23 protein-coding genes and 4 tRNA genes are annotated in these 25,062 nt (G+C 72.0%); 21 read left to right on the forward strand and 6 right to left on the reverse strand.

Translation table 11 applies throughout. The features are described from left to right. Positions 1 to 434: 434 nt before the first annotated feature. Entirely contained in the window at positions 435 to 1,475 is a 1,041-nt protein-coding gene (locus AB0I29_RS26075; protein ID WP_285106536.1) for a pirin family protein, read from the forward strand. Here the strand turns inward: AB0I29_RS26075 and AB0I29_RS26080 are convergent. After that, entirely contained in the window at positions 1,444 to 2,220 is a 777-nt protein-coding gene (locus tag AB0I29_RS26080) for an NUDIX domain-containing protein (RefSeq protein WP_357486974.1), read from the reverse strand. The genes AB0I29_RS26075 and AB0I29_RS26080 overlap by 32 nt on opposite strands. A gap of 90 nt (positions 2,221 to 2,310) precedes the next feature. On the opposite strand from AB0I29_RS26080, the gene AB0I29_RS26085 reads away from it, so the two are divergent. Both AB0I29_RS26085 and AB0I29_RS26090 read left to right on the forward strand, forming a co-directional pair. Continuing rightward, positions 2,311 to 3,366 (forward strand): SPFH domain-containing protein, encoded by a 1,056-nt coding sequence (locus tag AB0I29_RS26085; protein ID WP_285106532.1) that lies wholly within the window; start codon positions 2,311 to 2,313, stop codon positions 3,364 to 3,366. A 1-nt stretch (position 3,367) separates the two neighbouring features. Beyond that, positions 3,368 to 4,282, forward strand: a complete 915-nt coding sequence (locus tag AB0I29_RS26090; protein WP_357486977.1) for a hypothetical protein — start codon at positions 3,368 to 3,370, stop codon at positions 4,280 to 4,282. Here the strand turns inward: AB0I29_RS26090 and AB0I29_RS26095 are convergent. Next, positions 4,279 to 5,025: a GntR family transcriptional regulator gene (locus AB0I29_RS26095; protein ID WP_357486979.1), complete on the reverse strand. Its 747-nt coding sequence runs from the start codon at positions 5,023 to 5,025 to the stop codon at positions 4,279 to 4,281. The genes AB0I29_RS26090 and AB0I29_RS26095 overlap by 4 nt on opposite strands. Positions 5,026 to 5,138: 113 nt before the next feature. Here AB0I29_RS26095 and AB0I29_RS26100 point away from each other — a divergent pair, with 113 nt between their 5' ends. From AB0I29_RS26100 to AB0I29_RS26115, 4 genes are all read left to right on the forward strand, one after another. Continuing rightward, on the forward strand, positions 5,139 to 5,438 hold the full coding sequence (locus AB0I29_RS26100; RefSeq protein ID WP_357486981.1) for a hypothetical protein: 300 nt from the start codon (positions 5,139 to 5,141) through the stop codon (positions 5,436 to 5,438). After that, positions 5,435 to 5,809, forward strand: coding sequence for a hypothetical protein (locus AB0I29_RS26105; protein WP_357486983.1), 375 nt, complete (start codon positions 5,435 to 5,437; stop codon positions 5,807 to 5,809). The genes AB0I29_RS26100 and AB0I29_RS26105 overlap by 4 nt, the downstream gene beginning before the upstream one ends. Before the next feature lie 102 nt (positions 5,810 to 5,911). After that, complete coding sequence (locus AB0I29_RS26110) at positions 5,912 to 6,451, forward strand: hypothetical protein (protein ID WP_357486985.1); 540 nt, start codon at positions 5,912 to 5,914, stop codon at positions 6,449 to 6,451. 74 nt (positions 6,452 to 6,525) lie between these two features. Then, on the forward strand, positions 6,526 to 7,341 hold the full coding sequence (locus tag AB0I29_RS26115; RefSeq protein WP_357486987.1) for a DUF1206 domain-containing protein: 816 nt from the start codon (positions 6,526 to 6,528) through the stop codon (positions 7,339 to 7,341). 93 nt (positions 7,342 to 7,434) lie between these two features. Here the strand turns inward: AB0I29_RS26115 and AB0I29_RS26120 are convergent. Beyond that, positions 7,435 to 7,508 (reverse strand) — tRNA-Gly (locus AB0I29_RS26120). 156 nt (positions 7,509 to 7,664) lie between these two features. Between AB0I29_RS26120 and AB0I29_RS26125 the strand changes: the two genes are divergently transcribed. From AB0I29_RS26125 to AB0I29_RS26135, 3 genes are all read left to right on the forward strand, one after another. Then, positions 7,665 to 8,120: a TM2 domain-containing protein gene (locus AB0I29_RS26125; protein WP_357486989.1), complete on the forward strand. Its 456-nt coding sequence runs from the start codon at positions 7,665 to 7,667 to the stop codon at positions 8,118 to 8,120. A 94-nt stretch (positions 8,121 to 8,214) separates the two neighbouring features. Beyond that, the gene (gene dcd / locus AB0I29_RS26130) at positions 8,215 to 8,790 is read left to right on the forward strand and encodes a dCTP deaminase (protein WP_285106516.1); all 576 of its coding nucleotides are present in this window, start codon (positions 8,215 to 8,217) and stop codon (positions 8,788 to 8,790) included. Positions 8,791 to 8,896: 106 nt separating this feature from the next. Then, complete coding sequence (locus AB0I29_RS26135) at positions 8,897 to 10,018, forward strand: hypothetical protein (RefSeq protein ID WP_285106514.1); 1,122 nt, start codon at positions 8,897 to 8,899, stop codon at positions 10,016 to 10,018. Positions 10,019 to 10,080: 62 nt separating this feature from the next. Here AB0I29_RS26135 and AB0I29_RS26140 read toward each other — a convergent pair whose 3' ends face one another. Together AB0I29_RS26140 and AB0I29_RS26145 are read right to left on the reverse strand one after the other, a co-directional pair. Further along, the gene (locus tag AB0I29_RS26140) at positions 10,081 to 10,713 is read right to left on the reverse strand and encodes a bacterial proteasome activator family protein (RefSeq protein WP_285106512.1); all 633 of its coding nucleotides are present in this window, start codon (positions 10,711 to 10,713) and stop codon (positions 10,081 to 10,083) included. Positions 10,714 to 10,807: 94 nt separating this feature from the next. After that, positions 10,808 to 11,785, reverse strand: a complete 978-nt coding sequence (locus AB0I29_RS26145; RefSeq protein WP_285106510.1) for an NAD(P)H-quinone oxidoreductase — start codon at positions 11,783 to 11,785, stop codon at positions 10,808 to 10,810. Between the two features lie 143 nt (positions 11,786 to 11,928). Between AB0I29_RS26145 and AB0I29_RS26150 the strand changes: the two genes are divergently transcribed. The 5 genes from AB0I29_RS26150 (at position 11,929) to AB0I29_RS26170 (ending at position 18,002) form a co-directional block, all read left to right on the forward strand. Beyond that, complete coding sequence (locus AB0I29_RS26150) at positions 11,929 to 16,080, forward strand: ATP-binding protein (RefSeq protein ID WP_357486992.1); 4,152 nt, start codon at positions 11,929 to 11,931, stop codon at positions 16,078 to 16,080. Positions 16,081 to 16,116: 36 nt separating this feature from the next. Further along, a complete protein-coding gene (locus tag AB0I29_RS26155; protein ID WP_357486994.1) occupies positions 16,117 to 16,566 on the forward strand; it encodes a roadblock/LC7 domain-containing protein in 450 nt (149 codons plus the stop codon). Positions 16,567 to 16,576: 10 nt separating this feature from the next. Beyond that, positions 16,577 to 16,987: a DUF742 domain-containing protein gene (locus AB0I29_RS26160; RefSeq protein ID WP_020017526.1), complete on the forward strand. Its 411-nt coding sequence runs from the start codon at positions 16,577 to 16,579 to the stop codon at positions 16,985 to 16,987. A gap of 91 nt (positions 16,988 to 17,078) precedes the next feature. Continuing rightward, a complete protein-coding gene (locus AB0I29_RS26165; protein WP_357487007.1) occupies positions 17,079 to 17,798 on the forward strand; it encodes an ATP/GTP-binding protein in 720 nt (239 codons plus the stop codon). A 119-nt stretch (positions 17,799 to 17,917) separates the two neighbouring features. After that, positions 17,918 to 18,002: transfer RNA gene (locus AB0I29_RS26170), tRNA-Ser, on the forward strand. Positions 18,003 to 18,063: 61 nt separating this feature from the next. Here the strand turns inward: AB0I29_RS26170 and AB0I29_RS26175 are convergent. Further along, positions 18,064 to 19,785, reverse strand: coding sequence for a GMC family oxidoreductase (locus tag AB0I29_RS26175; protein ID WP_357486996.1), 1,722 nt, complete (start codon positions 19,783 to 19,785; stop codon positions 18,064 to 18,066). Between the two features lie 239 nt (positions 19,786 to 20,024). Here AB0I29_RS26175 and AB0I29_RS26180 point away from each other — a divergent pair. From AB0I29_RS26180 to AB0I29_RS26205, 6 genes are all read left to right on the forward strand, one after another. Next, a tRNA-Ser gene (locus AB0I29_RS26180) sits at positions 20,025 to 20,116 on the forward strand. A 186-nt stretch (positions 20,117 to 20,302) separates the two neighbouring features. Beyond that, positions 20,303 to 20,375, forward strand: a tRNA-Arg gene (locus AB0I29_RS26185). Between the two features lie 333 nt (positions 20,376 to 20,708). Then, complete coding sequence (locus AB0I29_RS26190; RefSeq protein WP_357486998.1) at positions 20,709 to 21,503, forward strand: IclR family transcriptional regulator C-terminal domain-containing protein; 795 nt, start codon at positions 20,709 to 20,711, stop codon at positions 21,501 to 21,503. Positions 21,504 to 21,575: 72 nt separating this feature from the next. Then, a complete protein-coding gene (locus AB0I29_RS26195; RefSeq protein ID WP_285106501.1) occupies positions 21,576 to 22,769 on the forward strand; it encodes a thiolase family protein in 1,194 nt (397 codons plus the stop codon). Next, entirely contained in the window at positions 22,766 to 23,479 is a 714-nt protein-coding gene (locus AB0I29_RS26200; RefSeq protein WP_357487001.1) for a 3-oxoacid CoA-transferase subunit A, read from the forward strand. The genes AB0I29_RS26195 and AB0I29_RS26200 overlap by 4 nt, the downstream gene beginning before the upstream one ends. Continuing rightward, positions 23,476 to 24,156, forward strand: coding sequence for a 3-oxoacid CoA-transferase subunit B (locus AB0I29_RS26205; RefSeq protein WP_357487003.1), 681 nt, complete (start codon positions 23,476 to 23,478; stop codon positions 24,154 to 24,156). The genes AB0I29_RS26200 and AB0I29_RS26205 overlap by 4 nt, the downstream gene beginning before the upstream one ends. Positions 24,157 to 25,062: the final 906 nt, after the last annotated feature.

The following is a 25,062-nucleotide window of genomic DNA, read 5'->3' on the forward strand; positions in this document are numbered from 1 at the left end:
AAACTGTTGAGAACCGCAGGGTGAAAATTACAACGGTGGAGCGGTTGCCGCTTGTGCGGCACGCGGATAGAAACGTTGGCAATGGTTCGACGATCCGGGTGCAGATGCGGTGCGCTGCAGCAGTACCGACCGGCCCGGGCATCGGACACATGGTCGACCGGAGAACGACAGGACGTCCCGTACCGCGGTGCGGGCTGTGGATGACGCCACAGGTGCCTGTACGGGGCCGGAAGACCGCCCGCGTTCGAGGTGTTCGTGCAGAACAGGCCTGGCGATCCGGGTCTGACGAGCGCATCGGAGTCGTGACGTCGACACGGCGCCCCTGGCACGCGCCGAGCGCGGGCCACGGGTATGCGGTTCGCCAGGGCCCCCGGCCTGCCCCGGGGGCCCTGGCCCCTCTCCCGGGGAGCGTCCGGTGGATCTAGGCTCGGCGCATGAGCAACCTCGAGACCCGGCCGACCGAGCAGGTCTGCGTCGCGGGTGAGCAAGGCGACGGCATCGAGCTCCTCACGCCGCGCGACGTGCCGCTCGGCGGGCCGCGGGCGATGAACGTGCGGCGCACCATCCCGCAGCGCGCGCGGTCGCTCGTGGGGGCGTGGTGCTTCAGCGACCACTACGGCCCCGACGACGTCTCCGGCAGCGAGGGCATGCAGGTCCCGCCCCACCCGCACACCGGGCTGCAGACCGTGAGCTGGCTCTTCGAGGGCGAGATCCTGCACCGTGACTCCGTGGGCTCGCTGCAGACGGTCCGGCCGGGCGAGCTCAACCTCATGACGGCGGGCATGGGCATCTCGCACTCGGAGGAGTCGCCCGCCGGGGTGCGTCCGCCCCGGCTGCACGGCGTGCAGCTGTGGACGGCGCTGCCCGGCTCCGCGCTCGGTGTCGACCCGCACTTCGAGCACCACGGGGACCTCCCGGTCGTGCGCGCCGACGGCGCCGTCGTGCAGGTCTTCCTGGGGCGGCTCACCGTGGCGAGGGAGGAGCTGGCGTCAACCGCGACGACCTACACGCCGCTCGTGGGGGCGCAGATCGACCTCGAACCGGGCGCCGAGGTGCGGATCGGCGTCGACGCGGAGCACGAGCACGCCCTGCTCGTGGACGCCGGTGACGTGACGTTCGAGGGCAGCGCCGTGCCGCCGTCGAACCTCGGCTACGTGGCGCCGGGGCGGTCCACGCTCGTGGTGCGGGCCGGGGCGGGGGCGCCCGCGCGGGCGGTCCTGATCGGCGGGCTGCCGTTCGACGAGGACGTCATCATGTGGTGGAACTTCATGGGCCGCACGCACGAGGACATCGTGCGGGCCCGCGACCGCTGGATGGCGCAGATCGCCGAGCTCGACGGCGGCGCGACCGGGTACGCGGCCGGCGCCGAGGGGCGGCTGTTCGGCCGGGTGCACGGATATCCGAGCGGGCCGCTGCGCGCGCCCGCGCTGCCGGACCTGCGGCTCAAGCCGAGGGCGCGCCCGGGCCAGGGCTGACGGGCCGCAGCAGCGGCGGGTGCAGCACGGTCGCCGTCGGGTCCACACCGGGCGCCAGCCGGAACAGCTCGGCCGGGCGGCCGGGGCCTCCTCCGCCCAGGCGCCCCGTCGGCTCGAGGAAGCCCGGGGTGCCCGTGGCCTTGCGGTGGAAGTTGCGGGCGTCGAGCTGCGTGCCCCACACCGCCTCGTAGACGCCGCGCAGCTCCGCGACCGTGAACTCGGGCGGGCAGAACGCGGCCGCCAGGGGCGAGTACTCGATCTTCGCGCGGGCCCGCTCCACGCCGTCGGCCAGGATGCCGTCGTGGTCGAAGGCGAGGCCGGCGCCCCGCTCGCCGACGGGCACCCAGCGGGCCTCCGCCGCGTCGCCGCCCGCGGCCGGCAGCCCGAACGCCGGCGCGAGCAGGAGGTAGGCGACGGAGAGCACCGGGCCGCGCGGGTCACGGCCGAGGGGGCCGTACGTGCGGAGCTGTTCCAGGTGCCACGGGCCGGTGCCGGTCGCCCCGGCCGGCACGGTCAGCCGGGTCTCCTCCTCCAGCTCCCGCCCCGCTGCCTGCTCCAGGGTCTCGTCCGGCAGCACGAACCCGCCCGGCAGCGCCGCCCGGCCGCGGTACGGCTCCAGGAGGCGGTCGACGACGAGCGCCTGCAGGGCGCCGTCGCGCACCGTGAGCGCCACGACGTCGACGGTGACGGGGAAGGCGCCCGCGGAGTCGGGTACGGCGGACGGGACGGGTGCGGTGCGGGCCATGACATCGACCGTACATTCTCGTCACCTTGACGAAAAGCGGAGGAGGTAGATATCGTCAATCTGACGACAACAACGAAGGAGAGGCCGACGATGGCGACGATCAAGCGCTACCCCGGGATCCGCCAGTTCCTGGGCTCCGCGAGCGACTACGTGGTGCACCTCAGCAACGGCGCCGTGCGGCACGAAGGTGTGGGCCAGGCGTTCTGGTTCCGCCCCGACACGTCCGTGCTCAGCGAGGTGCCCGCGACCGACCAGGAGCTCCCCGTCCTGTTCCACGCCGTCACGCGCGACCAGCAGGACGTCAGCGTGCAGTCGAACGTGACCTACCGGTTCGGCGACCCGGTGCTCGCGTCCCAGCGCCTGGACTTCGGCATCTTCCCCGTCACGGGCAAGGGGCAGGAGGCGAGCGGTCGCCAGCAGGTGGGGGCCATCGTGGGCCAGCTCGCGCAGAGCCTCACGGTCGACCTCATCGCCACGCTGGACCTCGCGGAGGCGCTGGAGTCCGGCGTCGGCCGCGTGCGCACGGCGCTCGGCGCGCTCGGCGAGGACGCGCGCCTGGCCGCGACCGGCATCGAGATCCTGGGCGTCCGGGTGCTCGCCGTCCGGCCTGAGGGCGACGTCGAGAAGGCCCTGCGCACGCCCGTGCGCGAGCGGCTCCAGGCCGAGGCCGACCGCGCGACCTACGAGCGCCGCGCCGTCGCCGTCGAGCGGGAGCGCAAGATCGCGGAGAACGAGCTCGCGAGCCAGATCGAGCTCGCCTCCCGTCGCGAGCAGCTCGTGGCCCAGGAGGGTGCGAACAAGCGTCGTGAGGCGGAGGAGGCCGCGGCCGCCGCCCTCGTGTCCGCGAAGTCCGACGCCGAGCGGCGCGAGATCGCGGCGACCGCCCAGGCGGCCTCGCTGCGCCGGCTCGGTGAGGCCGAGGCCGCCAAGGAGGCCGCGCTGATGGCGGTCTATGCGAACGTGGGACGCGACGTGCTCACCGCGCTCGCCCTGCGCGACGCCGCGCCGCACCTGCCGAACGTGGGCTCGCTGACCGTCACGCCCGACCTGGTGAGCGGACTCCTGGGCGCGCTGACCGCCCGGGCGGGGGAGCCGACGTCGGACGGCGCCGCCGCGGCGAACGGCGCGCCGGCCGCGGAGCGCTGACATGGCCCTCCGTACGCGCGCCGTGCTGGTGCACCGGCGGACGGAGCTCGACGAGCTGCTCGACCGGCACGCGACCCGCGGCCAGGCGGAGTTCTTCCTCCGCACCCGGGGCCGCACCCTCGCCGACGTCGAAGCCCGGCACGACGCCGCCGCGACCGCCCGCAAGGTGGTCGCGGCGAGCGTGCCGTCCGACTGGGCGCTCGCGGAGGTGGAGCGCGCGGACCTGGACCGGTTCCTCTTCGCGCCCGAGGACGTCGTCCTCGTGGTGGGGCAGGACGGGCTGGTCGCGAACGTGGCCAAGTACCTGGACCGGCAGCTCGTGATCGGCGTCGACCCCGAGCCGGGCACCAACCTCGGGGTGCTCGTGCGGCACGACGTCGGCGACGTCGGGGAGATCATCGGCAGCCTGGCCGCGCCGCGGGGCGGCGCGAACGAGGCGTCGTTCGCAGCCCTGCTCCACGACGAGCTCACGATGGTCCACGCGCGGCTCGACGACGGCCAGGAGCTCCAGGCCGTGAACGAGCTGTTCCTGGGGCACCCCAGCCACCAGTCGGCGCGCTACCTGCTGGGGGTCGACGGCGGTACGGAGCGGCAGTCGTCGTCGGGGCTGATCGTCAGCACCGGCACCGGCGCCACCGGCTGGTGCGCCTCGATCGCGCACGACCGGGGTGGCCGCCGGCTGCCTGGGCCCACGGACCCGGCCCTGGCCTGGTTCGTCCGGGAGGCCTGGCCGTCGCCCGTCACCGGCGTCACGATGACGGAGGGCGTGCTCGGGGGCGACGGCGAGCTCGTGGTGACCGTCCAGTCCGACCGGCTCGTCGTGTTCGGGGACGGGATGGAGGCGGACCGGCTCGAGGTCTCCTGGGGGCAGGAGGTCCGGATCGGCGTGGCTGAGCGGAGGCTCCGGCTCGTCTAGGGGATGTCGTAGCGGAGCATGAACTCGCCCGCGTCCAGCACCACATGGCTCACCTCGACGGCCGACCCGTCCTTGGTGAACGCGGTGCGCGTGACCGCGAGCACCGGTGTGCCGGGCTCGATGCGCAGCTCCTCGATCTCCTCGATCGTCGGCATGCGGCCCACCACGTCCTCGCGGAACCGCACCGGCGCGTGCCCCGCCTCGGTCAGCCGGGCGTGCGTGCCGCCCGGCCCGACCTCCTGGTCCGCGATCGGCGTACCGGCCGCGATCGACGCGGGCAGGTACGACGTCGCGAACAGGACGGGCTTGCGCTCCCGCAGGTGGAGGCGCTCGCGCACGGTCACCTTGTCGCCCTCGGCGAGGCCGAGGGTGGCGCGGATCTTCTCGGAGGGCTCGGCCTCCGCCGTGACGGCGAGCGTGCGGACCGTGAGGCCGGCGCCGGTCTCGTCGATCTCGGCGGTCACTGTGGACTCGCTGACCTGGCCACCCGTGCTGTCGCGGACGATCGGCTCGAAGGCGCGCACGAACACACCGGAGCCGTGCCGGGTCACGGTCAGGCCCTCGTCCTTGAGCATCGACAGGCCGTGGCGCGCGGTCATGCGGGCCACGCCGTAGTTCGACATGAGCGCTGCTTCGCTCGGGAGACGATCGCCCGGTTTGTAGGTCCCGGAGCGGATCGCGGCACGAAGATCCTTGGCGATGCTTGCGGCAGTCACACGTCCCTCTCTAGACACGGAACCCACCTAACCCGCAGCCAGTGCGTATACGCAACTTTTCCGCGTAGCGGTTGCAACCCCCAGTTAACCCGCAACAGGCTGTCTATGCGCCTAGAGGTAGGTGCAGAGAGGTGGGAGAAATGGCAACGATTGCGGGCAACCTGGCGGATTCTGCGACGGGTGTGACGCTCCTCCTGGCGGAGATCGGGGATGCGCGGGTCAAGTGGATCGAGGTGTTCCGCGATCATCTGGTGGTGCATCCGACGCGGCGTTCGGAGGGTGCCGCGATCGCGGCGCAGCTGGGCATCACGGTGGCGACGGACTATCCGGCGACCAGGCCGGGCTTCACGATGTGGACCGGGTGCTGGAACGACATGGACCTGTATGTCTACGGCGACCTGCGCGGCAGCGTCCGCGAGGTCAGGGCGTGGCCCACATGACGGCAGGATCGTGCAACGCGGGCCTCGGCCCGGAGGGCTGCCCGACGCCGGGTGCGCACCTCGCGGAGCTCGTGGAGGTCACCGCGCTGATCGCCCACATCTTCGACATCCACACCCTCGACGTACGGGCAGGCGTGGACCACCTCGACCTCGAGGAGGACGTCGTGGGCGTGCTGACGGTGGACGTGGTCGCCGCGCGCGTGCCCGACGCCGCGCGGCTCGCCCGGATGCTCCACCTCACCGAGCGGCTGGGGCACCACGACGGCGAGGCGCACGGGCGCACGGTCTGGCGGTGCTGGAGCGGCTGGGTTCCCGCCGCCGGGGAGGGACTGCCGGTGTCGCTGCACGTGACGGCGCCCATCCGGGGATGAGTGTGCTCCCCCCACGAACGAACGCCGCGGGCCGGACGGTGGGTCCGGCCCGCGGCGTTCTTGCGTCACCCCGTGTTCATCCCGGCCCGGCAGACTGTGCCGATGAAGTCTCGGTCGTTCCGTCCCGGCCTCCCTCGCGGCATGCGCCCTGGTGTGCGCCCTGGTGCGCGCGACGCCGCGCACCTCGTGACCGCGGTCCTGGCCGTAGGCCTCCTGGCCGCCTGCTCGACGCCGCCACCCGCAGGCGCGCTGCCCGGCATGCCACCCGGGGTGACGGCCCCGGACGAGTACGCGTTCGGGGACGACGTCGCCTCGCGTGACCTGCGCGCCTCGGGTCCCGTCTACGACGCCCTCGCCCAGGAGGTCGACGACGAACGGCTGCGCAACCTGCCGCTCGTCCTGGAGGTCGACGCCGACGTGGCGGCGGTGCGGAACGCCTACGACACCGAGCTCGCGGGCGAACGAGGCTGGTCCGCGCTCGCGGACCTGCCGGCCGCGGACGGCGCCTGGACGGAGGGCTGGATCAGCGCGGACGGGCGGGACGCGCTCGTGCTGGTCGGCCTCGAACCGAGGGCGGGGGAGACGCACGTGCCGCTGACGGTCCTGACCACGCTGCCCGACGAGGTCACCGACAGTTCGTGACCGCCGTGCGAATTACGGCGAAATGCGCGAATCTGTAAGCGTCGCGATCCGCGCGGCCCGACGGAGGTGCGCACATGTCCCAGAACTCCTCTCCGCCCGGAGCCGACGCCGTCCGGCGGGCCAGGAACAGCCGTGCCGTCCGCGGCCTGGCCCGAGGCGGCTACGTCGCCTCGGGTGTGCTGCACCTGTTGGTCGGCTGGCTCGCCGTCCAGCTCGCGCTCGGGCAGTCCGAGGGCCAGGCGGACCAGACCGGTGCCTTCCGCGCGGTCGCCCGGATGCCGGGCGGGGACGTGCTCCTCTGGCTGGTCGCGGTGGGCTTCGCCGCGCTCGCGTTCTGGCAGCTCGCCACGGCCGTCGTCGGCGTGCCCAACGCGGAGAGCCAGCTGGCCGCGCGGGGCAAGAGCGTGGCCAAGGCCGTGCTCTACGGGGCGCTCGCGGTCACGGGCGTCCGGTACGCGCAGGGAACCGGTGGCGGCAGCGGCGGCGAGGAGAGCCTGACGGCCCGCGTCCTGGCCGTGCCCGGGGGCGCCTGGCTGGTGGGTGCCGCCGGCCTGGTCATTGTCGGCGTCGGCGTGTACCACGTGGTCAAGGGCATCCGGAAGAAGTTCCTGGAGGACCTCTCGGGCGCCGGCGGGAGCGCGGTCCGGCCCGTCGTCGTGCGGCTGGGGCAGGCGGGCTACACAGCCAAGGGGATCGCGCTCGGCGTCGTCGGCGGCCTCGTGGTCGCCGCCGCGGTGACCACGGACCCCGAGCAGGCCGGTGGTCTCGACGAGGCGCTGCACACGATGCGCGACCAGCCGTACGGCACGGCGCTGCTCCTGGTGGTCGGGCTGGGCATCGCGGCGTTCGGCGGCTACTCCTTCGCCCGCGCCCGGTTCGCGCGGCTCTGAGGCGGGGCGGAGGCATCCACGCGGCGCGAGACACTGCGCCGGAAACGACGGAGCCCCAGGTCAGAAAACATCCTCTGACCTGGGGCTTCGTGCTGGAGCGGGTGACGGGAATCGAACCCGCGCTATCAGCTTGGGAAGCTGAAGTTCTACCATTGAACTACACCCGCAACGTCCGGTTCTGACCGGGTTTCTGCCGTTCCGGAATCCCGCTAGGGTTCCGCAACAGCGCCCCCTGAACCTGGCGCGCGACCCGATCATACCCAAACTCGCCCGGATGCCCGAACCGGTTTCCGCGCGAGTGTCGCCGAGCAGCCGGAGCAGCAGTGAGCGAGCACCCCAGCGAGAAGCCGACCGAGCCGATCTACCAGGAGACCAAACCCCTGCCGCCGCGGCCGCCGCAGCCCCCGCCGCCGCCGCGCGAGACGCGTGCCCTGCAGAAGCCGAAGTCCTCGGCCGGGTCCACGCCGAAGGCCGGCCCCGCGAACTACCAGCAGCAGTACGACTACGACCGCCCCACCCCGCCGCCGGAGCACGTACCGGGCCGCAAGTCGCGCATCACCGCGGGCCTGCTCGGGATACTGCTCGGCGTCGTCGGGGCGCACCGGTTCTACCTGGGCTACAAGGGCCTGGGCTGGATCATGCTCCTCATCACTGCGGTCTCCCTGGGGCAGGCGTGGTTCGTGCCGGCGATCTGGGGCGCGATCGAGGGCATCCTGTACCTCGTGATGCGCAAGGGCTACTGGTCGGTGGACGCGAAGCACCGTCCGCTGCAGTGGTGACGGCCGCACGCTGACGCGGCGGCGTCGCCCCGGTGCGGACGGCGTCGCCCCGGACGGGGCGGCGCCGGCCCGCGGTGGCCAGTACCGTATCCGGGTGCTCCTCTCCGACCGCGATATCCGTGCCGAGCTCGATGCCGACCGCGTCGTCCTCGACCCGTACGACGCGTCGATGCTGCAGCCGTCGAGCATCGACGTGCGCCTCGACAAGTTCTTCCGGCTGTTCGACAACCACAAGTACCCCTTCATCGACCCCGCGACGGACCAGCCGGAGCTGACCCGCCTCGTGGAGGCCGAGAACGGTGAGGCGTTCGTGCTGCACCCGGGGGAGTTCGTGCTCGGGAGCACCTTCGAGGCGGTCACGCTGCCCGACGACGTCGCGGCCCGCCTCGAGGGCAAGTCCTCCCTCGGCCGCCTCGGCCTGCTGACGCACTCGACGGCCGGCTTCATCGACCCGGGCTTCAGCGGGCACGTGACGCTGGAGCTGAGCAACGTCGCGACGCTGCCGATCAAGCTGTGGCCAGGCATGAAGATCGGCCAGCTCTGCTTCTTCCGGCTCTCGTCGGCGTCGGAGCACCCGTACGGCTCGGACCTGTACGGGTCCCGCTACCAGGGTCAGCGCGGCCCGACGGCGTCCCGCTCCTCGAAGAACTTCCACCGCACGACGGTGTGAGCGGGGCTCGCCCACGGGCGGTCCCGGCGCCCCGACGGGCGTTCGCCGGGAGGTAGGCTCCGGGTGCCCGGCGCGGACCGGGCACCCGGACCGAGAAGGGACCCCGATGGCCGCTCCCCAGCTTCCTCTCCTGCCGCGCACGGTTGCGCAGGCGCACCAGGCCCGGCACGTGCTGACCGTGCCCGGTGACGTGGAGCTGGACGAGATCGAGGTCCTCGCGCTCTCCCGGTTCTCCGCCACCCGCTGGGACGTGGTCCCGGCCGGGATCCTCCCGGGCAACGTGGCCGGCGCCCCGCAGGGCCGCCGCGCGCAGGGCCGGGAGCCGGGCGTGCTGCGGGTCTCGCGGCACGCGGTGATCAACGGGCCCTACCAGCCCGTGGGCGACGGCTTCGACCTCGGCGTGCCGCCGGGCGCCGAGATGGCCTTCGACATCGTCTGCCACCGGGAGCGCGGCGAGCCGCCGTTCCCTGCGGGTGACCGCGACGGCGTCGGGCGGGCGTTCGCCGCCGGCATGCCCGAGCGCGAGGAACGCCGTCTGGTCGAGTGGCTCGTCGCCGTCGCGCGGCGCCTGGGCGGCTCCCTCCGCCTGGACGTGGGCGGTCTGTGGGACACCGCCCCGGACGGCCCGACGACGCGTCCGGGCGCCGGCGTCGTGCTGACTCCCGACGCCGGGGCCGCGATCGACATGACCGTCTACTCCGACGTCTGGCTCGACCCCCAGGCCGCGCACACCATCCTGCAGAAGGTGCACCCCCGCGCCCGGCTGCACATGGACGGCAAGGAGTGGGGCGGGCCACCGGACGGCATCGCGGACAAGCCGCTCTACCGCGGCGAGACCATGGACCCCGAGCTGCGCAAGAAGCTGCACGCGGCCGCCGACGAGTACGACATCAAGGCGCTCACCGGGCCGCGTGTGCTGGACGGGTACGGCCTGGTGGTGGAGCTCGGCGTCGACGGCATCGTCTCGGTCGAGATCAGCGGCGAGGAGAAGCTGCCGCGCCTGCTGCGCGGCCTGCCGTGGGCCGAGCAGGGGGCGGTCTGCTACTGGGTGCACTGGGAGCCGCAGGACCTCGTGGAGTCGCAGCGGGAGTTCCCCAACATGGAGCTGCGGATCGCACGCAAGCGCGCCGCGGAGCTGGTGGCCCGGCTCGCGAGCGCGATCCACGGTGCCGCCGGCGGCGAGATCGCCGACGAGGACGGTTTCCTCGTGGACCCGGTCGACCTGTAGGCGCCCGGGCCTTTACCCGCCGCGCTGCCTCCGGAGGTCGCACCCCGGAGGCAGCGACGAGGTCAGAGGTACTGGCCAGGGGTGCGGCGCTCGCCCGACTCGTCGTCCGCGGCGCCGGGCAGGGTGGGCCCGCCGGGGCCGGTCTGACCGAAGGCGCCGGTACCGGGCGGCAGGGCGCGCCGCATCTGCGACAGCTGCGCCTGCGCCGCCATCTGCTGCGCGACGAGCGCCGTCTGGATGCCGTGGAACAGGCCCTCGAGCCAGCCCACGAGCTGCGCCTGCGCCACGCGCAGCTCGGCGTCGGACGGTGCGGAGTCGTCCGAGAACGGCAGCGTGATGCGGTGGAGCTCGTCGACCAGGTCGGGGGAGAGCCCGTCCTCGAGCTCGTGGATCGAGCGCTCGTGGATCTCGGCCAGGCGGGTCCGGGCGGCCTCGTCGAGCGGGGCGTCCCGCACCTCGTCGAGCAGCCGCTTGATCATGCCGCCGATGCGCATGACCTTGGCCGGCTCCTCGACCTGGCCCACGACGGCCTCGGCCTCGTCGACCTCGCGCTCGTCGCCGGCGCTCTCGGGCTCGCGCTCCGGCGGCACGGCCGCGCCGTCGGGCGTGACCACCTGGGGGTGCACGGCATGCGTCTGGTCACGGCGCTCGTCGGGCCGCTCGGCGGACTGGGGGGTGGATCGGTCGTCGTTCATGGGTCCAGTCTTGCCCGAATCGGCGGTCGCCTGCATTGCATTACCGGGTGGGGAACGAAATTGTCGGCCATGCCTATATATAGGCACGCGTTGATCAGGGGACCAGGAGCACTTTGCCGAAGGCCTCTCCCGACTCCAGCAGATCGTGCGCCGACTGCGCTTCCGCGAACGGTATGCGAGCGTGAATGACCGGCCGAACAGTGCCCGCGGCGAACAGTGGCCAGAGGTGTTGTTCGGTATCGGCGACGATGCGCGCCTTCTCCTCCGGCGGCCGGGACCGGAGCAGCGTCCCGGCGATGGTGCCGCGCCGGGCCAGGAGCGCGCTGAGGTCGAGCTCGCCGCGGCGCCCCTGCTGCATCCCGATGACCACCAGGCGGCCGCCGCGGGCCAGGACGCGGACGTTGTCGCCCAGGGCGCCCCCGCCGAGCAGGTCGAGCACCACGTCGGCCCCGCGGCCGTCCGTGGCGGCACGGACCGCCTCGACGAAGTCCTCCCGCCGGTGGTCGACGACGACGTCCGCACCGAGCTCGGCGCACCGCGCGGCGCGCTCCGGGCCGCCTGCCGTCGTGGCGACGTGCGCGCCGAGCGCCTTGGCGACCTGGATCGCGATGCTGCCGATGCCGCCGGACCCGCCGTGGACCAGCACCCACTCGCCGGCGCGCAGCCCGCCGACGTCGACGAGGTTGTTCCAGACCGTGCACGCGGCCTCGGGGAGGGCGGCGGCGTCGACCAGGTCCATGCCGTCCGGCACCGGGAGCACCTGGGTCTCCCGGACCGCGACCTCCTCCGCGTAACCGCCGCCCTCCAGGAGCGCGACGACCCGGTCCCCGGCGCGCCAGCGCGACACGCCGAGTCCGACACGCTTCACAGTTCCTGATATCTCAAGACCTGGCCAGTCCGGGGCATTCGCCGGAGGGGGGTAGTATCCGGCCCGTTGTAGCAGGTCAGCACGGTTCACTCCGGCGGCGGCGACGGTGATCACCACGTCGCTTTGGCCAGCATTCGGGTGATTCAGGGATGAAATGGAGAGTTTCCCTGATGGCCCCGGTCCGGATATCGTGACGGCTCGCACATCGATGAAGCCTACTTCCGTGTGGCCTCACGAAGGTCGCCAGCGGAAACAGGGTGCCGGTAACTTGTACGCAGCACCGAGGGGTGTTTCGGCGGGCACCACGCACGCCACCCCTTCCGGATCAGTGATGGAGAGAGGTACGCATGTTCCGCAGGTTGGGAGTGCGCGGGAAAGTTCTTGCGACACTGGTCACGCCTGCCGTCGTCCTGGTCATCGCTGCGGCGTACATCATCGGCCTCTCTGTGGCCGACGCGATGCGCGCGCAGCAGACCGCTGATCTCGTCGCAGCGCTCGAGTACCAGGACCAGGCAGGCACGGCGTTCGCGCAGGAGCGGGCGTACAACATCGTCGCGATGATCGACAGCAGCGCGACGGGTGACCAGGCCCGCGTCGCCCTGCTGCGGGGAACCCCGGAGATCGGGGAAGACGGCAAGCAGGTCATGGACAAGGACGGCAACCCGAAGTGGACCGCCCCTGCCGCCCAGGCGCAGACGATCACGGCCCTCGACGCCCGTGACGACGAGCTGCTGGACATCGACATCTCGATGCTGGACCAGCGCGTCAAGGACGCCGTCACGCAGACCATCGAGGACCGCGCGGCCATCACGGACGTGCAGAAGAAGGTCGCCGAGGGCCGGCTCACCGAGCAGGTCGCGACCGACGCCTACGGGACGTACATCGACGGCGCCCTCGAGGTGATGGACGCCATCGCGGACACCTCCGAGGACCGCGACCTGGGTACCCGCCTCGAGGCGTACTACTCGATCGACCAGCTCATGCTGACCAACACCTACGAGCGCCCGATCGTCGGCCTGACGCTCGGCGTCGTGGCGAACCACCCGCAGCACGAGCTCGCCGCCAGGTCCCTTGCGCTCCGGGCCGCCGACCTGGTGAACCTGGGTGACCGCGAGTGGGACAGCACGCAGGACCTCTTCGACCGCATCCCCGGCGAGTACCAGGTGCCGGGCATGGACGGCGTCTACGGCACGGTGCGCGGCTACGTCGCACGCGGTGACCTCACGTCCATCCAGCCGGCCCAGGCCGAGGCGTTCCAGGGCGAGTCCGCGAAGTGGGTCGAGGAGAGCCGCATCGTCCGTGACGCCGTCCGCGAGGACACCGCGGGCTTCGCCCAGGAGCGCGCCGACGTCGCCGCGAACCGCGCTTACCTCACCGGTGGCGTCGCCATCGCGGCCCTCGGCTTCTCGGTCATCATGGCCCTCGTCATCGCCCGCCGCCTGGTCTCCCCGCTGCGCCGCCTCACCCAGGCAGCCGGTGTGGTCCGTGACCGCCTCCCCACCCTGGTGGAGCAGGTGTCGGTGCCGGGCCAGGGGCCGAGCATCGACCTCGACCCGATCACCGTCGAGTCCTCGGACGAGATCGGCCAGCTCGCCGCGGCGTTCAACGACGTCAACAGGACGACCATCGACGTCGCCCGCGAACAGGCGGCCCTGCGTGGGTCGATCGCCGAGATGTTCGTCAACGTGGCCCGCCGTGACCAGGTGCTTCTCAACCGGCAGCTCGCGTTCCTCGACGACCTCGAGCGGTCCGAGGAGGACCCCTCGACGCTGTCGAACCTGTTCCGCCTCGACCACCTCGCGACCCGTATGCGACGCAACGCGGAGTCCCTGCTGGTCCTCGCGGGCATCGACTCCGGTCGTCGCGTGCGCCAGCCGATGCCGGTCTCCGACGTCATCCGTACCGCGTCGTCCGAGATCGAGCTGTACGACCGGGTCCGCCTGAACCTCGTCGTCGACCCGATGATGCTGGGCCACAACGCGCTCAACGCGGCGCACCTGCTGGCCGAGCTCCTGGAGAACGCGACGATGTTCTCCGAGCCGCACACGCCGGTCGAGGTCACCACGGCCCGCGACGAGCAGTTCGTCACCGTCGTGGTCCGCGACCACGGCCTCGGCATGAACCCCGAGGAGGTCGCGGAGGCGAACCGCAAGGTCGCCAGCCACGCCGCGTCGGACGCCGTCGGCGCCCAGCGCCTCGGCCTCTACGTGGTCGGCCGCCTCTCGGACCGTCTCGGCGCCCAGGTGGCGTTCGGTCCGGGCGAGGGCGGCACCGGTACCGAGGTGACGGTCCGCTTCCCGGCGGTGTTGTTCATGCCGGACAACGCGATGCCGCTGCCGATGCCGACCGACCCGCTGGAGGCCAACACGCAGGCGGCCGCCTCGCAGTTCAACGGCGGCGTGGCCACCGGTCCGGGCACCGGCGCGATGCGGAGCGCGGGTGCACCCACCAGCGGCTTCGGCTCGCCGGCCGTGACGGCGGCGTCCCCGGCCACCACGTCCGTGCCGCAGCAGGGCGGCATGCCGGTCCCGACCGGCACGTCGCAGATCGCCGCGGCCGCGTTCGCGGCACAGCCGGCCCCGGTCGCGCAGCCGGTGGACCTCAACGCCCTCACCGACGGCACGACGGCGCTCGGCCTGGCCCGGCGTCGCAGCTCGACGGCGGCCCTCCCGGTGGCGGAGACGACGCCGACCGGCTCGATCGTGCTGCCGGAGATCCAGACGCCGTCGCTCCCGCAGGAGTACCAGGCCGACGACAACGCGTGGGCCCCGCCGTCGAACGTGTCCGAGGGCAGCTCGCTCCCGAGCCGCCAGCGCGCACCGCAGCCGGTCGAGCCGGTGGCCCCGGTCTTCGAGGACACCACGCCGGCCGCGGTGGACGTGGACCAGCGCAGCGCGCTCTTCTCGAGCTTCCGCTCGCTGAACACGATCGATCCCGTCGAGGGCAGCACGCAGTCGCTGCAGCTCGACCCGGTCACGCAGGACCCGGCCGCACTGCCCGGCATGTCCGACACCGACGTGATGCGGTTCCCGGCGGCGGGCGGTGGCAGGCCCCCTGCCGCTCCTGCTCCGGCGCAGAGCTTCGGTGTACAGCCGGAGCGGTTCGGCGGGTTCCAGGACCAGCCGCAGTCGCAGGGCTTCGGGGCCGAGGCCCCGGAGGGTCCCGACTCGTCGTTCGAGGCGCTGCCCGCGTTCGAGGAGCTCATGGCGGACCTCCCGAGCCGTCGCTCGACGGCCTCGGGTGCCCAGCAGGGTGGCAAGCCGGCCCAGAAGCGGGGCCTGTTCGGCCGCCGCCCGGGGCAGCCTGCCACCGGCGAGCTGCGGGCCTACCAGCCCCAGGAGCAGCGTCCGGCGTCGCGTCCGATCCAGACCGTCGCGAGCCCCGTGGCCGGTCCGCCGACCTTCGGCGCCCCGGTCGTGCCCGCCCCGAACGTCGAGACGCAGGGCTTCCCGACGCAGGGCATCCAGACGTCGGGCTTCGCCACGCAGAACTTCCCGACCCAGAACCTCCCGGCGCAGAACTTCCAGGCACCGAGCGGTCCGCCCCAGGGCAGCCCCGCCCCGCTGACCGGGACCTTCCCGGCTCAGGCCCCGGAGGCTCCCGTCGCGGACCCGACGTACCAGCGGGGTTACCAGGAGGGCTACCAGAAGGCGGTCCAGGAGTCGCTGACGTCGGCGCTGCCGGCTCTGCCGGCCCCTCCCGCGGGTGGCACCGTCCCCCTGCCCGCCGCACAGGCGCAGGCCCCGGCTCCCGCTCCCGGCACCAACCCGTTCGTCGACGCGGCGCCCCGCGCCGCCGCCGCACCGCTGGCTCCGGCCCCGGCGGCTCCCGCCCCGGCCGCACCGGCTCCCGAGCGGGTGCCCACCTCGTTCGCCTCGGCACCGGCCACGCAGGCCGTGCCCGTGGCGGACGTGCAGCAGGCCTTCGAGCAGCAGGCCTTCGAGCCTCCCGCCCGCGAGTTCAGCGAGCCGTACCCGACGGGCGCCGTGTACGACCCGTCGTACGGTTCGTCGGCCCCGCTCGCCAAGCGAGCCGCCGGGACCGACGGCGACGGGAAGGACCCACTAGACCCCGAGTACGTGCGTGACTCGGTGGAGGCACGGTCGGAATGGACCGCCTCGGCAGTGCTCTACGAGGAGATGACGAGCCTTCTCCGTCGAGGGGCTTATCAGGAAGATGATGTGAAAGAGAACGACTCGTACCGTCCGGCAGCCGTCAACACGGAGGTTGCCAGCGGTGGGCTGACCCGCCGTACCCGCGGTGCCTCCGGCACCGGTGCGGACCCAGCTGTCGAGCGGCTCTCGGCTCGCATCGACCGTGATCCCGAGCAGCTTCGCTCACGTCTCTCGGCGTTCCAGTCGGCCACCGCACGTGGCCGGTCGGAGTCCGTGGACGAGGGCAAGTCGGAGCACGAGAACGGCAAGAACGGCGGTGGGGACTCGACGTGGGCACCCTCGACCGTGAATCATGTCCCTGACTCAGCGCCGCAGTCGCGGTGACAAGCGCGTCTGTGGATTCTGACTAGGAGGAACAGAGTGACCCTCAGCACCGAAGCAACCAATTTCGGTTGGCTGCTCGACAACTTCGTGCGTACCGTTCCCGGCAGTCGGCACACGCTCGTCGTGTCGGCAGACGGACTGCTCATGGCGATGTCCGACCAGCTCGACCGCACCAGCGGCGACCAGCTCGCGGCGATCGTCTCCGGTATGTCAAGCCTCACGCGTGGAGCTTCTCGGCAGCTCAACGGCGGTAACGTCCGTCAGGCGATCATCGAGATGGACAACGGCTTCCTCTTCCTGATGAACGTCTCGAACGGGTCCGTGCTCGGCGTCGTCGCGGAGGCCACGTGCGACATCGGCCTCATCGGCTACGAGATGGCTCTCCTGGTGTCGCGCACCGAGGCCACCCTCACGCCGCAGCTCATCTCGGAGATGCACGGCAGCCTCCCGGTCGATGGGCAGACCCGAGCCGCCAGCGTGGGATGAGGACTCGACCATGACGTACGCACCTTTCGGTTCCCAGGGGCAGGGGGACGTCCGTGAGACGTCCACCGTGCGCCCCTATGCGGTCACCGGAGGCCGGGTGCGGTCGGAGCTGTCCGACCTGCCGCTCGAGGCCCTCGTGGAGGTTCTTCCCGGGGCAGTCAGCAGTTTCGGACTGCCTCCCGAGAAGCGCGCGATCCTCCAGCACGCCGCGCACACGTACGTGTCGATCGCCGAGCTCTCGGCCCTTCTGCGGCTGCCCCTGGGTGTCGTCCGGATCCTTGTGGCGGACATGCAGGAGGAAGGGCACGTCACCGTGCACACCTCGACACCGGTTAACGTCCACACAGGCCACGGCAGCTCGAACTCGGGCCTGTCGCTGAGCGTCTTGGAGAGTGTTCTTAATGGCATTTCCGCCCTCTGACGGCGGGGCCCGCAGCGGTCCCAACTGGGCCCCGGTGTCGGGTAACGCCGGCACTGCGACCGCTTCCTCGAACGCGCCCGCGCGCCAGAGCGTGCTGGGTGGCGGCGGTGGCGCCTCGGCGCCCACCGCGCAGGCGTCCCGTCCGGCGCAGGCTCAGCCTGCGCCGCCGGTGATGCAGCAGGCGCCGGCGGTCAACGCCGGCGCGCAGGCCGCTCCGGGTGCGCAGCCCGCGGCCGAGCGCACCGCGCCGACCGTCGTCAAGATCGTCGTCGCCGGTGGCTTCGCGGTGGGCAAGACCACGTTCATCGGCTCGATCTCCGACGTCGAGCCCCTGAACACCGAGGCTGCCATGACGGAGCACTCGGTCGGCGTGGACGACGCCGGTGGCGTGACCGACCGCAAGACCACCACCACGGTGGCCATGGACTTCGGCCGCGTGGAGCTGCCGGGCAACCTGTGGCTGTACCTGTTCGGTACCCCGGGCCAGGACCGCTTCCTCTTCATGTGGGACGACCTGGTGCGCGGTGCGATCGGTGCCGTCGTCCTGGTCGACACGGACCGCCTGGAGCAGTGCTTCCCGGCCATCGACTACTTCGAGTCGCGCAACATCCCCTTCGTCGTGGGCGTGAACTGCTTCGACGGCGTGGCCAAGCACCGGCTCGAGGACGTGCGGGAGGCGCTGCAGATCCCCTCGCACGTGCCGATGCTCTACACGGACGCACGTTCGCGTGCGGCGACCAAGCAGACGCTGATCGCGCTGGTCCAGCTCGCGATGCGCCAGCTCCGCTCCGGCGCGCAGGCGCAGGGCTGAGTCGCTCTCCAGCACCTCGCGGACGGCGGGCCACCCTGGGGGCGGCCCGCCGTCGCTGTCTTGCCGGACGATAGACTGTGGGCCCGCGCCGGCCCTGCCCGCAGGGGTGAACGGCGCGAGGAGGGCTGACAGAGCGGCCTAATGTGACGGTCTTGAAAACCGTTGTGCGGCAACGCACCGGGGGTTCGAATCCCTCGCCCTCCGCAGCACACAGGACGACGGCCGGGATCCAGGGATCCCGGCCGTCGTCTTTTGCCGTCCGAGGTCAGCTGATCCCGACGATGGGCAGGCGCAGCGCCGCGGGAGCTGCCTCGGGCACCACCGGGGCGACGGGACGCACCGGCTCGACCGGCCGGTAGGTCGACCCGAGGGCGGGCCGCCCGTCCTGTTCGCCGGCGTTGGGCCACAGCGCGCATGCCCGCTCGGCCTGCGCCGTGATGGTGAGCGACGGGTTCACCCCGAGGTTCGCGGTCACGGCGGAACCGTCCATGACGTGCAGGCCCGCGTGGCCGAACATCCGCAGGTACGGGTCGACGACGCCGTCCGCGGCGTCGGAACCGATGGCGCAGCCGCCGAGGATGTGCGCGGTCAGCGGGATGTTGAAGGGGTCGCCGACCGTGCCGCCCGCGATGCCCTCGACGCCGTCGTCGCCCATCTTGTCCGCCATGCGGCGCACCGCCTCGTGGCCCTCCGGGATCCAGCTCGGGTTGGGCGCGCCGGTGCCCTGCCGGGAGGTCAAGTACCGGCCGAAGGGCGACCGCCGGGTCAGCGTGGTCAGCGAGTTGTCGTGGGCCTGCATGACCAGGGCGATGACCGTCCGCTCGGACCAGCGGCGCCAGTCCATCAGCACCGGCAGCCACTTGAGGTTCCTGCCCATCTCGCCGAACCAGCGGAAGAACCGGTACGGCCCGCCGTCGACCAGGATGTGCTGCAGCGCCGCCATGACGTTGGAGCCGTGGCCGTAGCGCACGGGCTCGATATGGGTGCTCTCGTTCGGGTAGAACGACGACGTGATGGCGAGGCCCCGCGAGTAGTCCGTCGAGCCGACCTTGTGCGTCATCGCGCCCAGCAGGGCCTCGGAGTTGGTGCGGGTGAGGTGCCCGAGCCGGTCCGACAGCGACGGCAGCGTGCCGGTGTCCTTCATGGCGTGCAGCAGGCGCTGCGTGCCGAGGGTGCCTGCGGCGAACACGACCTGCCTGGCGGTGAAGGTCCGCCGTCCGCCCCACCTCTTGCCGGTGCGGTGGGTACGGATCTCGTAGCCGCCACCCTCCGTGTCAGGACGCGGCCGGACGACGTCGGCCGTGGTCAGCGGGTGCACCACGGCGCCCGCGCGCTCCGCGAGGTAGAGGTAGTTCTTGACCAGGGTGTTCTTGGCGCCGTGCCGGCAGCCCGTCATGCACTCGCCGCACTCGATGCAGCCCGTCCGCTCAGGCCCCGCCCCGCCGAAGAACGGGTCGGCGGCCCGGCAGCCCGGCGACGGCGCCTCCGCGCCGCCCGGGCCGAAGTACACGCCCACCCGCGTGGGCCGGAACGTCTCGCCCACGCCCATGTCGTCCGCGACGCCCCGGATGACGTCGTCCGCGGGGGAGCGGCCGTGGTACTGGACGACGCCGAGCATGCGCTCCGCCTGGTCGTAGTACGGGGCGAGCTCGGACTTCCAGTCGGCGATGTGGGACCAGGCGGGGTCGGCGTAGAACGGGTCCAGCGGGCGGTAGAGGGTGTTGGCGTACACCAGCGACCCGCCGCCCACGCCGGCCCCCGTCAGGCACAGCACGTTGCGCAGCAGGCGCACCCGCTGGATCCCGTAGCACCCCAGGGCGGGCGCCCACAGGAACTGCTTGAGGTGCCAGGAGTTCTTGGCGAACTCGTCGTCCTCGAACCGGCGGCCCGCCTCGAGCACACCGACCCTGTAGCCCTTCTCCGTGAGGCGGAGGGCAGCCACACTGCCGCCGAAACCCGAGCCGATCACCAAGACGTCGTAGTCCATGTGCGCGAATGTACCGCTTATTGACGCTGTATGAAATATGCTGCCGGACGCCGTCGAGGCCCCTGCGAGGGCGTCCGGCGCGCGTCCCGGACCACCTCGGTCCGGACGGAAAATCGGCAGGATCACGCGGATGTCGCACGGTCCGGCGGGCCGCCGACCGTCCCGCTTTGCTCAGGCCGCCATGCGGCAGGTAGCCTGGGCCGCGCGGCATCGCCCTGCCTGGGTAGAGGCTGTCGCGAGGAGACGTCGCATAGTCAGGTCTAGTGCGCCACCCTGCTAAGGTGGTAACGGGGCAACCCGTTCGAGGGTTCAAATCCCTCCGTCTCCGCCAGGAAGGTCCCGGCCGCGCGTGACGCCCGGGGCCTTTTCTGTGAGAGGCTTCGGCACGCAGGTTCAGGGCTGTGACGGAGTTCTCCTCGGGAAGCGCGGATTTGAGTTTGGGCCCGCGCCGAACAGGCGGTAATGTTCTCGTCGGTCGGCCGTGTGAACGGCAGGCAGGCAGCACGTAGTACGACCAGCGCCCGTAGCTCAACGGATAGAGCATCTGACTACGGATCAGAAGGTTGGGGGTTCGAATCCCTTCGGGCGCACAGTGACAGAGCCCCTCACCGGCACCAGCCGGTGAGGGGCTCTTCTTCTTGTCCACGTCGCGATCCGGTCACGGTTGCGACCGGGGCCACCGAACCATTGACCCGGCCTCCGGCCGATCGCTACGTTCACCTGCGGCACACCCGTTCGGAGAACGACCAGGGTCGCGGGCGTCGGAGCTCAACGGTGCGTTCCGTCGTCGGACCAGGGGAGGCCCGGGCGGGCGTGCTGCCAAAGGCGCGGCTCCCAGGACGCACGCGGGCGACCTGGTGCGGACGACCGGATGCTCGGCCAGGATGCGAAGCGGACGCGCCGACGGCATGGAGGAACCCGAGATGAGCGAGACCGCGCAGGACGCCGGAACCCGGTCGGGCGAGTTCGTGCAGTCCCTCGAGCGCGGGCTGGCCGTGATCCGCGCGTTCGGCCCTGCCCGGGCACGCATGACCCTGAGCGAGGTGGCCCGCGAGGCTGCGCTCAGCCGCGCGTCGGCGCGACGCTTCCTGCACACCCTGGTGGAGCTCGGCTATGTCGTCACCGACGGGCGGGTGTTCGCCCTGCGCCCCCAGGTGCTCGAGCTCGGCTACGCCTACCTGTCGAGCCTGACCCTGCCGGAGGTGGCCCAGCCGCACCTGGAGCGCCTCGCGGAGGACGTCGGTGAGTCGTCCTCGGTCGCGGTGCTCGACGGCGCGGAGATCGTCTACGTGGCCCGGGTCGCCACGCGCCGGATCATGTCGGCGGCGATCCAGGTGGGCACGCGGTTCCCGGCGTCCGCCACCTCGATGGGGCGCGCGGTCCTGGCCCACCTGCCTCACGGCGACCGCGACGACTTTCTCGGCGCCGTCGCCCTGGAGCCGCTCACCCCGCACACGATCGTCGACCGGGACCTGCTGCGCGCGGAGCTGGACCGGGTACGTGGTCAGGGCTGGGCGCTCGTCGACCAGGAGCTGGAGGAGGGCCTGCGGTCCCTGGCGGTCCCGCTGCGGGATCGGGCCGGCCGCGTGGTGGGCGCGGTGAACGTGTCCGCCCCCGTGCGCCGTGGCGCGGTCGACGAGCTGGTGTCCGAGTTCCTGCCGGCGCTGCTCCGTGCGGCCGGCGAGATCGAGGCGGATCTGGCCCGTACCCGCGCCTGAGCCCGGCTGTTACGGTGGGCGTACGCATACGGAACTTGTGTGCGCCCTGCGAACAGGCAGAGGTGTGAATCGATGAGGCAGGCATTCGTCTACGACGCCGTGCGAACACCCTTCGGCCGCTACGGCGGCGCGCTCGCGGGGGTGCGGCCGGACGACCTGGCGGCCTTCGTCGTCGGCGAGCAGACCCGCCGGGCACCCGGGCTGGACCCGGCCCGGATCGACGACGTGATCCTCGGCAACGCGAACGGCGCGGGCGAGGAGAACCGGGACGTGGCACGGATGGCGGTGCTGCTGGCGGGCCTGCCGCTGTCGGTACCCGGGGTGACGGTCAACCGGCTGTGCGGCTCGTCGCTCGACGCCGCCGTGCAGGCGGCCCGCGCCGTGGAGACCGGCGACGCCGACGTCGTCGTGGCCGGCGGGGTCGAGTCCATGAGCCGCGCGCCGTGGGTGCTGCCCAAGCCGGAGCGCGCCTACCCGGCCGGCGGGGCCGAGCTGGTGTCCACCACGCTGGGCTGGCGCCTGGTCAACGCGCGGATGCAGCCGGACTGGACGGTCTCCCTCGGCGAGGCGACCGAGCGGCTGCGCGAGAAGTACGGCGTCACGCGGGAGCGTCAGGACGAGTTCGCCCTGCGCAGCCACCGCCTGGCGCACGAGGCCTGGGAGGCCGGCCGGTACGACGACCTGGTCACCGCGGTGCCCGGGACCGACCTGCACCGCGACGAGCCCGTCCGCCCGGACGGCACCCTGGAGAAGCTCGCCGCGCTCAAGCCCTCCTTCCGGTCGGACGGCGGCACCATCACGGCGGGCAACGCCTCCCCGCTGACGGACGGCGCCAGCGCCGCCCTGATCGGCTCCGAGGCGGCGGCGGGCCTGACCGGCCTGGAACCGCTGGCCCGGATCGCGGGCCGCGCCGCGGTCGCCAACGAGCCGCAGTACTTCGGCTACGCCCCCGTGGCGGCCGCCGAGCGCGCGCTCGCGAAGAGCGGCATCGGCTGGGCCGACGTCGGTGCCGTCGAGCTCAACGAGGCGTTCGCCGCGCAGTCGCTCGTCTGCGTCGACGCGTGGGGCGTCGACCCGGCGATCGTGAACGCGTGGGGCGGTGCGACGGCGCTCGGGCACCCGCTCGGCGCCTCCGGCACCCGGATCCTCGGCACGCTCGCCCGCCGGCTGCTCGCGGAGCACCAGCGCTGGGGCGTGGCGGCGATCTGCATCGGCGTCGGCCAGGGTGTGGCCGTCGTCCTGGAGAACGTGCGGGCCGCCGGATGACCGTCGAGGTCGCACGGACCGCCCTGGAGGCGGTGGGCGACGTCGCCGACGGCTCGACCGTGATGATCGGTGGGTTCGGACCGGCGGGGCAGCCGGTGGAGCTCATCGAGGCGCTCCTGGAGCAGGGCGCCGCCGACCTCGTCGTCGTCTCCAACAACGCGGGCAACGGCGAGGACGCGCTGGCCCGGCTGATCCTGGAGCGTCGGGTGCGCAAGATCGTGTGCTCGTTCCCGCGTCAGGTGGACTCGTGGCACTTCGACGCCGCGTACCGCGCGGGTGAGATCGAGCTGGAGCTGGTGCCGCAGGGCAACCTGGCCGAGCGGATCCGCGCGGCCGGTGCCGGCCTGGGCGGCTTCTTCACACCCACCGGCTTCGGCACACCCCTCGCGGAGGGCAAGGAGACGCGCGTGGTCGACGGCGTCCCGATGGTCTTCGAGGCGCCGCTCGCCGCCGACGTCGCGCTGGTCAAGGCCTTCCGGGCCGACGGTGTCGGGAACCTCGTCTACCGCAGGACGGCCCGGAACTTCGGGCCCGTCATGGCCACGGCGGCCCGGCGGACCGTGGCGCAGGTGGCGGAGGTGGTGCCGACCGGGTCGATCGACCCGGAGACGGTGGTGACGCCCGGCATCTACGTCGACGCCGTCGTGGCGATCGACAGCGTGACGACGCTGGCGGGTGCGCAGGCCGGCGCGCAGGGCTCGGCCTCATGAGCGCCGAGACGGTCCCGCCGGGCCCGCGGAGCGGCTCTCCTCTGTCGAGAGCCGAGCTGGCGGCCCGCGTGGCCGCCGACATCGCGCCGGGTTCCTACGTCAACCTGGGCATCGGCCTGCCGACGCTCGTGGCCGACCACCTTCCTGCCGGCTCGGGCATCACGCTGCACACGGAGAACGGGCTGCTCGGGATGGGCCCGTCGCCGGAGCCGGACGCCGCGGACCCCGAGCTCATCAACGCGGGCAAGATCCCCGTGACCGAGCTCCCCGGCGCCTCGTACTTCCACCAGGCCGACTCGTTCGCCATGATGCGCGGCGGCCACATCGACGTCTGCGTGCTGGGGGCGTTCCAGGTGTCGACGTCGGGGGACCTCGCGAACTGGTCCACGGGCCGGCCGGGGGCGGTGCCCGCGGTGGGCGGGGCGATGGACCTCGCGGTGGGCGCCAGGCGGAGCGTCGTCATGATGACCCTGCTGACCAAGGACGGTCAGCCCAAGCTCGTCGAGGAGTGCACTCTGCCGCTCACGGGCGTGGGCTGCGTGTCCAGGATCTACAGCGACATCGCGGTGATCGACGTCGGGCCGGCGCTCCCGGGCGACGGCGCCGCGCACGTGGTCGAGACGTACGGGGTGACCCACGGGGAGCTCGAGGAGCTGCTCGGCCTCCGCCTGGCCTAGGGGCCCGGCCCTCGCAGCGTCCTGCCGCGTGGACGTCGGGTCTGACGGCGCCCTGGAGCCTTGCCGCACGGCGGATGGCGAAATCTGAACCAAAGATTACGCAGACATGGCCGACGGGCGGAATTCTTGGTCTACGCCGGGCCAACGAACCGCGGACGGGGGCTGCTGGGCCGGTCCGACATGGCTCCGGCGCGGGCGTGCCTGATGGCTTCTTGGAAAAACACGCGGTGAACAGCGCCTCTGTGTCCGCTGTCACGCCCCCTGGCTTTGACGGACCCTGCGGGCTCACGTAACGTTCTCGTTGTTCGCCCGGCAGGGAGAGACGGACAGGGAGCGCGAAGAGCGTGACTGGCCGGTCCCGGGGCGGGAACCATCCCAGATCTTCGAGGTGGCTTTGTGCGCTTCGGTTCTGGGTTGGGCTTGCCGACAGGCGCCTCGTTGCAGTGATCCTGACCAGGATGCTTGCGCCGGGGAGCGTGGTAGGGTAAGTTACAGAGGTTGCCTCCGAACGGGGATGACGCGGTTCGCACCGCGGTTCACTTCGGATGGTTCCCTTCCTCTGCGGATCATCAAGGTTTATGCCTTTCATGGTCGGCGAAAAATGGGATCAGAATTCCTTCGGTTGCTCGAAGAATTCTCCCGGCCACTGCGGCCGGCGGGGATTTGGAAAAGTCCGAAAGGGCCTGGTAAGTTTGAGGAACTGCCCCGGACAGGGAAGCGAACGAAAAGGTCGCGGCTCTGACGGTGTGCGTCGGTTGTTTGAGAACTCAACAGTGTGCTTGATAGTCAATGCCAATTATTTGACTCTCATGTTTCGGGTCGTATCACCAGCATGGTGGTGTGGTCGGGATCGGTGGGGGTTGTTTTTGGATCGGATCAATTAACCAGTTTGGTTTTGGTCTGGCC

Source organism: Promicromonospora sp. NPDC050262 (assembly GCF_040655935.1).
Lineage (GTDB): Bacteria > Actinomycetota > Actinomycetes > Actinomycetales > Cellulomonadaceae > Promicromonospora.

Excerpts from the sequence above, each read along its gene's own strand:
- AB0I29_RS26150 (WP_357486992.1), top strand. The coding sequence starts at position 11,929 with ATGTTCCGCAGGTTGGGAGTGCGCGGGAAAGTTCTTGCGACACTGGTC.
- AB0I29_RS26160 (WP_020017526.1), top strand. The coding sequence starts at position 16,577 with ATGACGTACGCACCTTTCGGTTCCCAGGGGCAGGGGGACGTCCGTGAG.
- AB0I29_RS26115 (WP_357486987.1), top strand. The coding sequence starts at position 6,526 with ATGTCCCAGAACTCCTCTCCGCCCGGAGCCGACGCCGTCCGGCGGGCC.
- AB0I29_RS26080 (WP_357486974.1), bottom strand. The coding sequence starts at position 2,220 with ATGGCCCGCACCGCACCCGTCCCGTCCGCCGTACCCGACTCCGCGGGC.
- AB0I29_RS26140 (WP_285106512.1), bottom strand. The coding sequence starts at position 10,713 with ATGAACGACGACCGATCCACCCCCCAGTCCGCCGAGCGGCCCGACGAG.
- AB0I29_RS26205 (WP_357487003.1), top strand. The coding sequence starts at position 23,476 with ATGAGCGCCGAGACGGTCCCGCCGGGCCCGCGGAGCGGCTCTCCTCTG.
- AB0I29_RS26105 (WP_357486983.1), top strand. The coding sequence starts at position 5,435 with ATGACGGCAGGATCGTGCAACGCGGGCCTCGGCCCGGAGGGCTGCCCG.
- AB0I29_RS26175 (WP_357486996.1), bottom strand. The coding sequence starts at position 19,785 with ATGGACTACGACGTCTTGGTGATCGGCTCGGGTTTCGGCGGCAGTGTG.
- AB0I29_RS26085 (WP_285106532.1), top strand. The coding sequence starts at position 2,311 with ATGGCGACGATCAAGCGCTACCCCGGGATCCGCCAGTTCCTGGGCTCC.
- AB0I29_RS26200 (WP_357487001.1), top strand. The coding sequence starts at position 22,766 with ATGACCGTCGAGGTCGCACGGACCGCCCTGGAGGCGGTGGGCGACGTC.
- AB0I29_RS26075 (WP_285106536.1), top strand. The coding sequence starts at position 435 with ATGAGCAACCTCGAGACCCGGCCGACCGAGCAGGTCTGCGTCGCGGGT.
- AB0I29_RS26100 (WP_357486981.1), top strand. The coding sequence starts at position 5,139 with ATGGCAACGATTGCGGGCAACCTGGCGGATTCTGCGACGGGTGTGACG.
- AB0I29_RS26135 (WP_285106514.1), top strand. The coding sequence starts at position 8,897 with ATGGCCGCTCCCCAGCTTCCTCTCCTGCCGCGCACGGTTGCGCAGGCG.
- AB0I29_RS26190 (WP_357486998.1), top strand. The coding sequence starts at position 20,709 with ATGAGCGAGACCGCGCAGGACGCCGGAACCCGGTCGGGCGAGTTCGTG.
- AB0I29_RS26195 (WP_285106501.1), top strand. The coding sequence starts at position 21,576 with ATGAGGCAGGCATTCGTCTACGACGCCGTGCGAACACCCTTCGGCCGC.
- AB0I29_RS26090 (WP_357486977.1), top strand. The coding sequence starts at position 3,368 with ATGGCCCTCCGTACGCGCGCCGTGCTGGTGCACCGGCGGACGGAGCTC.
- AB0I29_RS26110 (WP_357486985.1), top strand. The coding sequence starts at position 5,912 with ATGAAGTCTCGGTCGTTCCGTCCCGGCCTCCCTCGCGGCATGCGCCCT.